7 protein-coding genes and 2 pseudogenes are annotated in these 7,843 nt (G+C 68.6%); 3 read left to right on the forward strand and 6 right to left on the reverse strand.

The features are described 5' to 3' along the window. Positions 1-590: 590 nt before the first annotated feature. The 3 genes and pseudogenes from dacB to ACIRVK_RS42575 form a co-directional block, all read right to left on the reverse strand. Positions 591-2,225, reverse strand: a complete 1,635-nt coding sequence (gene dacB / locus ACIRVK_RS42565) for a D-alanyl-D-alanine carboxypeptidase/D-alanyl-D-alanine-endopeptidase (RefSeq protein ID WP_404257061.1) — start codon at positions 2,223-2,225, stop codon at positions 591-593. Between the two features lie 413 nt (positions 2,226-2,638). Then, positions 2,639-2,896 (reverse strand): annotated as a pseudogene (locus ACIRVK_RS42570) (transposase); the annotation flags it as partial. Between the two features lie 226 nt (positions 2,897-3,122). Further along, the gene (locus ACIRVK_RS42575; RefSeq protein WP_404257063.1) at positions 3,123-3,593 is read right to left on the reverse strand and encodes a hypothetical protein; all 471 of its coding nucleotides are present in this window, start codon (positions 3,591-3,593) and stop codon (positions 3,123-3,125) included. Between the two features lie 219 nt (positions 3,594-3,812). Between ACIRVK_RS42575 and ACIRVK_RS42580 the strand changes: the two genes are divergently transcribed. Both ACIRVK_RS42580 and ACIRVK_RS42585 read left to right on the forward strand, forming a co-directional pair. Continuing rightward, a complete protein-coding gene (locus tag ACIRVK_RS42580; protein ID WP_404257093.1) occupies positions 3,813-4,601 on the forward strand; it encodes an ArsR/SmtB family transcription factor in 789 nt (262 codons plus the stop codon). 58 nt (positions 4,602-4,659) lie between these two features. Next, positions 4,660-5,175, forward strand: coding sequence for a hypothetical protein (locus ACIRVK_RS42585; protein ID WP_404257065.1), 516 nt, complete (start codon positions 4,660-4,662; stop codon positions 5,173-5,175). Between the two features lie 60 nt (positions 5,176-5,235). On the opposite strand, the pseudogene ACIRVK_RS42590 reads toward ACIRVK_RS42585, so the two are convergent. The 3 genes and pseudogenes from ACIRVK_RS42590 to ACIRVK_RS42600 form a co-directional block, all read right to left on the reverse strand. Further along, positions 5,236-5,806 (reverse strand): annotated as a pseudogene (locus ACIRVK_RS42590) (SDR family NAD(P)-dependent oxidoreductase). Positions 5,807-5,839: 33 nt separating this feature from the next. Beyond that, complete coding sequence (locus ACIRVK_RS42595) at positions 5,840-5,962, reverse strand: SDR family NAD(P)-dependent oxidoreductase (protein WP_404257067.1); 123 nt, start codon at positions 5,960-5,962, stop codon at positions 5,840-5,842. After that, positions 5,959-6,132, reverse strand: coding sequence for a hypothetical protein (locus ACIRVK_RS42600; protein WP_404257069.1), 174 nt, complete (start codon positions 6,130-6,132; stop codon positions 5,959-5,961). The genes ACIRVK_RS42595 and ACIRVK_RS42600 overlap by 4 nt, the downstream gene beginning before the upstream one ends. A gap of 197 nt (positions 6,133-6,329) precedes the next feature. Here ACIRVK_RS42600 and ACIRVK_RS42605 point away from each other — a divergent pair, with 197 nt between their 5' ends. After that, positions 6,330-7,691, forward strand: coding sequence for a serine/threonine-protein kinase (locus tag ACIRVK_RS42605; protein WP_404257071.1), 1,362 nt, complete (start codon positions 6,330-6,332; stop codon positions 7,689-7,691). The last annotated feature ends 152 nt before the right edge of the window (positions 7,692-7,843 follow it).

Raw genomic sequence — 7,843 nt, forward strand, 5'->3', positions numbered from 1 at the left:
CTTACGCCAGCTCCACAGACCTGACATCCCGCCAGCCCGGCGGTAGGCCCGGCCAGCTTGGTTATCGCCGACCGGGCGCCATACAAACTACCACTCACCTGCGGGTAGTTGGCGGTGAACGCCGATCTGCCCTGGCGGCGCATCGGCTTTCCCTGCCCTGCTCCGCAGGAGTCCGTTTCCTCCCCCGCCTCAAGGCGAGGGTATCCACACAGGAATCCCGATGAGAAGCAGCGTAGGCAGCTGATCGTCTTCCCGGGACCTGCCCTCCGTTCTCATTCTTGGAGTCGATCCGTACACGGTGCCTGCTATGGACGGGGGCACCATCCGCGCAGGCCCTCGACCAAGAGCCGGCACGTTTTAGAGCCCATGCCCTCTCGATGCCTACATGACGCTGATCGCGCTGGACGAGTCGGTAGAGCCCACGATGATCGTGGCACTGTCCGAACGCGAGTGGGACGTCGTCGTCATCGGTGGCGGGATTCGCAAGCCGGAACCTCTCCTTCCCGGCTCCCTCTTCGAGCGCCACCCTCCGCCGACAGCAGGTCAACCCGTCTCGCGCCCGCGGTCCGCGGACCCGGCTGCTGACGGGCTCAGGGGCTGGAGGCGGTGGCGCTTGCCGTGGCTGCGGCGTCCTGCTGGAGCAGGGCCGAGATCTGGGCGATGTCGCTCGCGATGGAGAGGAGTTCGTCGGTGGACGCCGCTTTGGCGTCGTTGAAGACGACGTCGAAGAGCCAGTAGTGCCCGCCGCCCGCATCGAGATAGCCGGCCATGGCCCGCCCGGTGACAAGTGTTTGTCCGGTGAGACTGTCTCCGGCCGCCTGGGTGCCGGTCTTGGCGAAGACCTTTCCCTTCGCCGGACTGTCCGCGCCGAACAGGGCCAGATCGCCGCTGGTCCCCAGGATCGGCAGGGCCTCACGGAACTGCGTTGCCTGGGGCTGGCCCGACACGTACGTCAGCAACGGAATGTAGGCCTGCGGGGTGAAAGCGTCGCCGGGTACCCCGCCCTGCCCGTCGGCCTGGGAGGCCTGGGCAAGGTCCACGCCCGCCTTGGTGTCGAACGCTTTGATGGCGGCGAATCCGTCCTCACAGTTGTGGCTGCCCCGGTGGACGGCGAGCAGGCACACCAGGAGATCGGCGCCCAGGTTGTGACTGACCTTGAGGATGAGTCTGGCCTCTTGCGAGAAAGGCGGGGAGACCAACTTCGCCATCGGGCTGCCGTGCGGGGGCTGGGCCGGGGGCGCCGGATTGGGGCCTGTTGGGGCGGCGTCGACGCTCACGCCTGCCCGGTGCAGGGCCTCGATCAGGGCGGTCCGGGCGAAGGCCGCAGGGTCCGTGATCGGGGCGATGGCCAGGTACGGCGCGGCGTCGGCGGCCAGGGTCCCGGTCACCGTGATCACGCCGTGGGGCCCCGCTGTGGCGGTGATGGCGCTGGGCTTCCCCTTGGCCACGGTTTTGACGTGGTAGGAGATGGAGTTCCGCGCGGTCTGGGGGCGCCAGGTGAACGTGGGCTGATGTCCGGGCTCGGTGGGCGTGCTCAGAATGTCGATGATGTTGTCGTTGATGATGATCGGCGAAGGGTTCGTGGTGAACGCGGGCTCGGGGGCGAACAGACGGTTGTCGATGACCACGTCACCGTTGACGTGCGTGATCCCACGGTCTCTGACCTGCTTGGCCAAGCTGTCCAGACCGGCGAGAGGGTTCTCAGGGGTGAGCGCGGCATGGCCGGGGACCGCTGCGGCGTAGGTGTGGTCGACAGGCTTGAAGTCGAGCGTGCCGTCCGGCTTCGTGCGCCCGCCCATGGTCAGGTCGCCCGACGCCACGAGCACCAGGTTTCCCTCCAGCGTGTCACCCCTGACCTCGCCCTGCGCATACACCGGGGTGGTGGTGCGCTGCTCGCTGCCGAAGGTGTCCCAGGCCGTCGAGACAGTGAACAACTTGGTCGTCGAGCCGGGGACGAACAGACGATCGGCGTTGAGCGAGGTGACGGTGCGCCTGGTCGCCGGGTCGACGACCACAAGGCCGAACTGGCCATGCCGGTAGACCGGCTTGTTCATGATCTTCTGGATGCGTGGGTCGATCGGGTCCCCGCCCGAATGTGCCGCGTCCCTGGGGGACCCGGCGCAGGCACCGGCAACCAGCGCCAGCAGGCACAGCCCCACCGTGAGGACGCACAGCCGGGCGCCGCCACGCCCGCCGAGTCGGCTCCAAGCCCTGGCGAAAGACACCGCCGCACAGATACGCGCATCAATGCCACGCACAATCCGCGGTCGGCCTGTGATCCCCAGCATGCGCTCCTCACCGTCCCTGCCTGTGGACGGGAGCCAATGCCCATCCCCTGAGGCCAGCCTCACCGGGGCAGCGGCGGCCCGCTCAACGGACGGGGCAAAAGGATGAATGGCTTGTTCGCGAGTCTTGGTTCTGCCTCAGCCTCTGGATGCTGTGTGTGATCTCCACTCGGCGAGGTGACGTCCGCTGGCTGTGCCTGATGAGGGCCACTTGAAGCTCTCCCCTCCGTTCCCAGGCTCAGGAAGGGGATTCCTGTCTACCTTGCGGCGACAGGTTTGACGGTTTTACCGGCCCTGCGACCGCGCCTTCCGGCGGCCGGGACCTCCACGATGACGTGGCCGATCCGGTACAGGTGCAAGATGTTCCTTGCGGCGTTCTCGCTCAATACGGAGAAGTCGAACCCGGGATCATCCAACTCCAGGCCGAGCGCGTACTTCACGTCGATCCGCCCGCGGACGGCATCGGCGGCCTGCCGGTCCGTCAGCCCCTCCGCGAACTGCAGCACGCTGACCATCGCCAACTGGCCCGGCGACCAGGCTGGACCACCCCGGCGCGGAAATGCCCGGGCAAAGTGCTCGTCCTCGAAGAGCGGACCAAGTTCATCCCGGATTCACATGGCCAGGCAGCCCTTGCGGAACGCGGCCCGTGCCACCCGCGCGGTGGCCTCCGGGACAGACCGAACAGGCACAGGGCGCAGCGACATCGCAGCCCCTCCGTGCCTCCCCCCACCACGGAACCAAACCTCCACCAGACTGCCCGATCAAGCAAGATCACCGAGGACGGTCACCGAATCCGCCAACAAAGTCCTTTAGGGCCGGGTCAAGTTGACACACACTCTAGAAGACCTGCCTGCCGAGATCCCGCCTCATGGCGATCCGCAACTCCGCCAGGAGAAGCTCCCACCTGTCCCGGGCTTGAACATAGTCCTGACCGGTGTGGAGTGCTCCTCCCTCCACGAGGTCCCTGAGATCCCGCAAGGACCGAAACGCGGCGGTCGACGCCTCGACGACTGCCCTGGGCGCCACCACCGCAATCTGGTAGCGCAGTTCGTAGGCATTCCCCTCCTGGAACGCCTCAGCAGCCCTGCGGACCCGTTCTTCATCTGGCAAGCCAGCCGGCCTGGCCGCCATCCGCACGTGGTTCCGCGTCCTGGCGAGAGCGGCCAGGTAATCGCCGTACAGCTGCTGCCGTGCGGCCTGGTCCTTGTCTTCCCTGCCGCGCCTGGTCCGTATCTGATCCGTCGCCAGTGTGGAGGCGATGCCGATGAGAGCACCGAGTGACGTGCTGACGATCGGTCCCCAGTCCATGACAGGGATCCTACGAGACCTGAGTCAGTGCATGCAGGGCTCACCATTCACTGACTTGAGCTTGTCAGGGTGCCGCAGGGACGTCGAGGGGACGGGCGTGACGGGGCGGCCGGACATCGGCGCACATCGCTGCGTCCGGATTGCGCGGCTGGCTTCATCCTTGACTATAGGCAGGTGAATGCCTGCATAATGGTGAGCGTGAGCCTCGAAGCAACAGCGATGGACTCGGTATTCAAGGCGCTGGCCGATCCCACCCGGCGGCTCCTGCTCGACCGGCTACGCGAGCACAACGGGCAGACACTGCGCGAACTGTGCGAGCACCTCGACATGGCGCGCCAGTCGGCGACGCAGCACCTGGACATCCTCGTGCGGGCCAACCTCGTCACCGTGGTACGGCGCGGCCGGGAGCGGCTGCACTACCTCAACCCGACCCCGATCCACGAGATCGAGGAGCGCTGGATCTCCGGCTTCGACAAGCCCCGCCTGCAAGCGCTCAGCGCCATCAAGCACCACGCAGAGGAGTACGCCATGACCAACGCACCCACACCGGTGCCGGACTACGTATACGTCACCTACATCCGCGCCCGTGCGGAGCAGGTGTGGCAGGCCCTGACCGACGCCGACCTGACCGCGCGCTACTGGGCGCACGCCAACGTCTCCGACTGGCAGCCGGGCTCGGCTTGGGAACACCGGCGAGCCGACGGGTCAGGCAAGATCGACGTGGTGGGCCATGTCCTGGAGGCTAAGCCCCCGACCCGGCTGGTCATCACCTTTGATGACGCCCCCGATGCCGAATCGCCGAGAGAGCCGTCGGTCGTCACCTTCCTCGTCGAACCGCATCAGGACATCGTTCGCCTCACCGTGACCCACGAGAACCTGCCCAACCAGGAGATGCTGGGCGGCATCTCGGCCGGCTGGCCGGCCGTACTGGCGAACCTCAAGTCGATGCTGGAGACCGGCGAGGTCCTGCCGCAGGCACCCTGGGAGATGTCCCGCGCCCACACCTGAGCCACGCCACTCCGCCTCCTGTTCATTCCGCACACGCCCGCACACAGAGGTGCACGACATGCTGGACACTGCCCCACTCCAGGACGCCTACCGAGCTCTGCTCGACGCCGCCGCCACCGTGGCCGACGCCCACGACCCCAGCCCCGCCCCGCCAGACGGCGAGTGGAACGCCGACCAGATCCTCGCGCACGTCTCTCTCGTCACCACCGCCACCATCGCCGCCGTCGCACACATCGCAGCGGGGGCCACCACGACGTACGACAACCGGATCGCCCTCGACGCCTGGACCATCGAGCAAACCATCGCGCACGCCGGCGGCAACACCGGGCTCCGAGGCCGCATCAGCGGCCAGGCAGCCGCCCTGTGCGCACTCGCCGGAGGTGCGGCGCTCACCGACGCAGAACTCGGCACCCTGGTGCCTGCGCGGCTCGTCTCCCATGCCACCCTCCTGGTCGACCAGCCCATGCCCCTGCGCGACATCGTCACCGCACTGGCGCAGGCAGAACTGCCCGGCCACACACAACAACTCCTCGCCCTCCTACCCGACCAGCCCGCGACCCAGGCCACACGGTGACCACGCCACAGGGGTCAGGAACTCAAACGGGGCTCAGGGGAACTCACGGGAGGTCGCACATCAGGTTGCGGTGCAGCCGCCGTCCACGGCCAGGACGGAGCCGGTGACGTAGGCGGCGGCAGGCGAGGTGACGAAGGCGTAGGGGGCGGCGATCTCCTCGACGGTGCCCCGGCGGCCGAGCGGAGTGAATGATGTTGGCGACGTAGCCAAGGGCGACGGCGTTGACCCGGATGCGGTGTCCTGCCCATTCGGCTGCGAGGGTGCGCACGAGCCGGTTGATGCCGCCCTTGCTGGCCGCATAGGGGGCCAGGGTCGGGATGCCGACCGCACCCGCGATGGAAGACGTCATGGTGACCGACCCGCCGCCGCCCTGGGCGATCCAGTGGCGGGCAGCGGGCTGGAAGGCGCCGCGCACGTTGACCGTCAGGACGCGGTCCCGCTCCTCGGGAGTGTACTCGACAGCCGGCTTGATGATGTCGACGCCCGCGTTGCAGACCAGGTGGTCGAGGTGCCCGAAGACATGGACCGCTTCGGCCACCAGGCCACGGGCCAGCCCTGCGTCGGTCACGTCGCCGGCGACGGCAGCGAGCCGGGACCGCTCGCCGTGGGCCTGCGGATACTGCTCGCGCAGTGCCTTGAGCGCGGCGGCGGTCTCGGCCTCGTCCTAGCCGTTGACGAGGACGCTCGCGCCCCGGGCCAGCAGGGCGCGAGCGATGGCCAGCCCGATGCCGCGGCTGGACCCGGTGACGACGGCCGTACTGCCGGAGAGATCGAACAGATTACTCATGTCAGGCTTCCTCGCTCTGTGCCCCGGTGCGGCCCGGGGCGGTTGCTTTCCAGCGCGGCCACCGCCCGGTCCAGGCACAGGGCGGCGGCGCGTTCGGCCGCCTCGGCGTCCCCGGCCTCGATCGCGGCGACGATCGCCGCCTGCTCCGCCGAGGAGTGTCGCCATGACATGTGGGACGGGAGGCGAAAAACGACGCCGCAGTTCGGGCACGGCTGGTCGTCCGCGCTGCCGGAAGGGGGCAACCGGGCCTGTCGAGACCATTAGACGTGTCTTCTCCGTGCAAGCGGGAGCTGCTGGGGTACCTGCGTCTGGCGGCCCGTCGACGGCCGTGTCCGGCGGTGCTGTTCTGTGAGGCAGGGAGATCGAGTTGCGGTTGCGTGAGGCGCACGAAACCCGGACGGCCAGGCGCTTCGCCCGTGTGCTGGCAGGCCGTTACCGTCTGGACGCGTTGATCGGCTCCGGAGGTGCGGCGGACGTCCACCGCGGCTTCGACCTCCGGCTGCGACGACCGGTGGCTGTGAAGATCTTCCGGACGGGTACGGGCTTCGACACGGAAGAGGACTTCCGCAGCGAGGCGGTCATCCTGGCCCGGTTGCAGCATCCGGGGCTGGTGACGGCGTACGACGCCGGGCGCCACGCCGGCGACGCCTTCCTCGTCATGCAACTCATCGACGGACCCACCCTCAAAGCGCGCATCGCGCAGAGCCCGCTGTCGAGTGAGGCGACCGCCACACTCGGTACCGCGCTCGCCGACGCCGTGGCGCACGCCCACGAGGAGGGGATCATCCACCGGGACGTCAAACCGTCCAACATCCTCCTGGACGCCTACGGCCACCCCCACCTGACCGACTTCGGAATCTCCCGGCTCCTGGACGCCACCACGCGCACCGCCACCGGCACGTTGATCGGCACGGCGGCCTACCTGTCTCCGGAACAAGTGCTGGGACGGCCCGTGGGCCGTCCGGTCGACGTCTACGCTCTCGGCCTGGTCCTCCTCGAATGCCTCACCGGCAGGCTCGAATACGACGGCACGCCTCTCGAAGCGGCCATAGCGCGCCTGCATCGACCGCCCCTCCTCCCGGACTCCCTGCCGGACGAATTCGCCGCCCTGCTACGTCAGATGACGGCCCTGGACGAAGAGACGCGCCCCACGGCACGTGACTGCGCCCGACGACTGGCCGGGCTGGCTGCCGGGTTCGGCGCCCGCGAGGGTACGCACCACAGCCACCTGAGTGACGTGCGGCCGGTCACTGCCGAACCGGCTCCACCGGCACCGCCACCGGCGGCACTTCGGCCCGCCGTCGTCCGCAGCCGCCTGCGGATGTGCGGATCAGCGGCCGCTCTGGCCGCCGCCGTCACCGCAGGTTTCGTCGTCACCGACGGCTTCTCGCAGCACAGCACCACAGGCGAGGCGGCTCCGTCGGCCAGCGCTCCGGCCGTGCCGTCCGCATCCCCCGGGGCTCCCGCAGGCGATGGCGACGGTTCCGCCACACCGACGACCTCCTCGCCCCCCACCGTCTCGGCCCACCCGCTTCGGGGCACGGGCCTGGTGGGTGGGGTTCGCCCCCCGTCCGACGAACACCCCGTCCGGCAGCCGGCCGATCGCCCTGGCTCGCAGGGCGATTCACAGGCCCTTTCGCAAGGCAGGAAGAAATCCCACAACGAGCCGCCCGGCGAGGTGAAGCACGGCAAGGCCAAGAACAAGACCGGCGGACATGCGGACGAATAGCTCGGCCCAGGTGGAGACGATCTGGCGGCCCGACGCGCGTGCGTGGGGGCGCCCGGCGACCAATATAAACAGGTGTTCGCTTATAGGAGGGAATATAGTTACGCCGGTTAAGCAGGTTGCGGAGCCGGGGCATGCAGCCGCGCGGTCTGCGA

It is taken from the genome of Streptomyces sp. NPDC101152 (genome assembly GCF_044768275.1).
Lineage (GTDB): Bacteria > Actinomycetota > Actinomycetes > Streptomycetales > Streptomycetaceae > Streptomyces.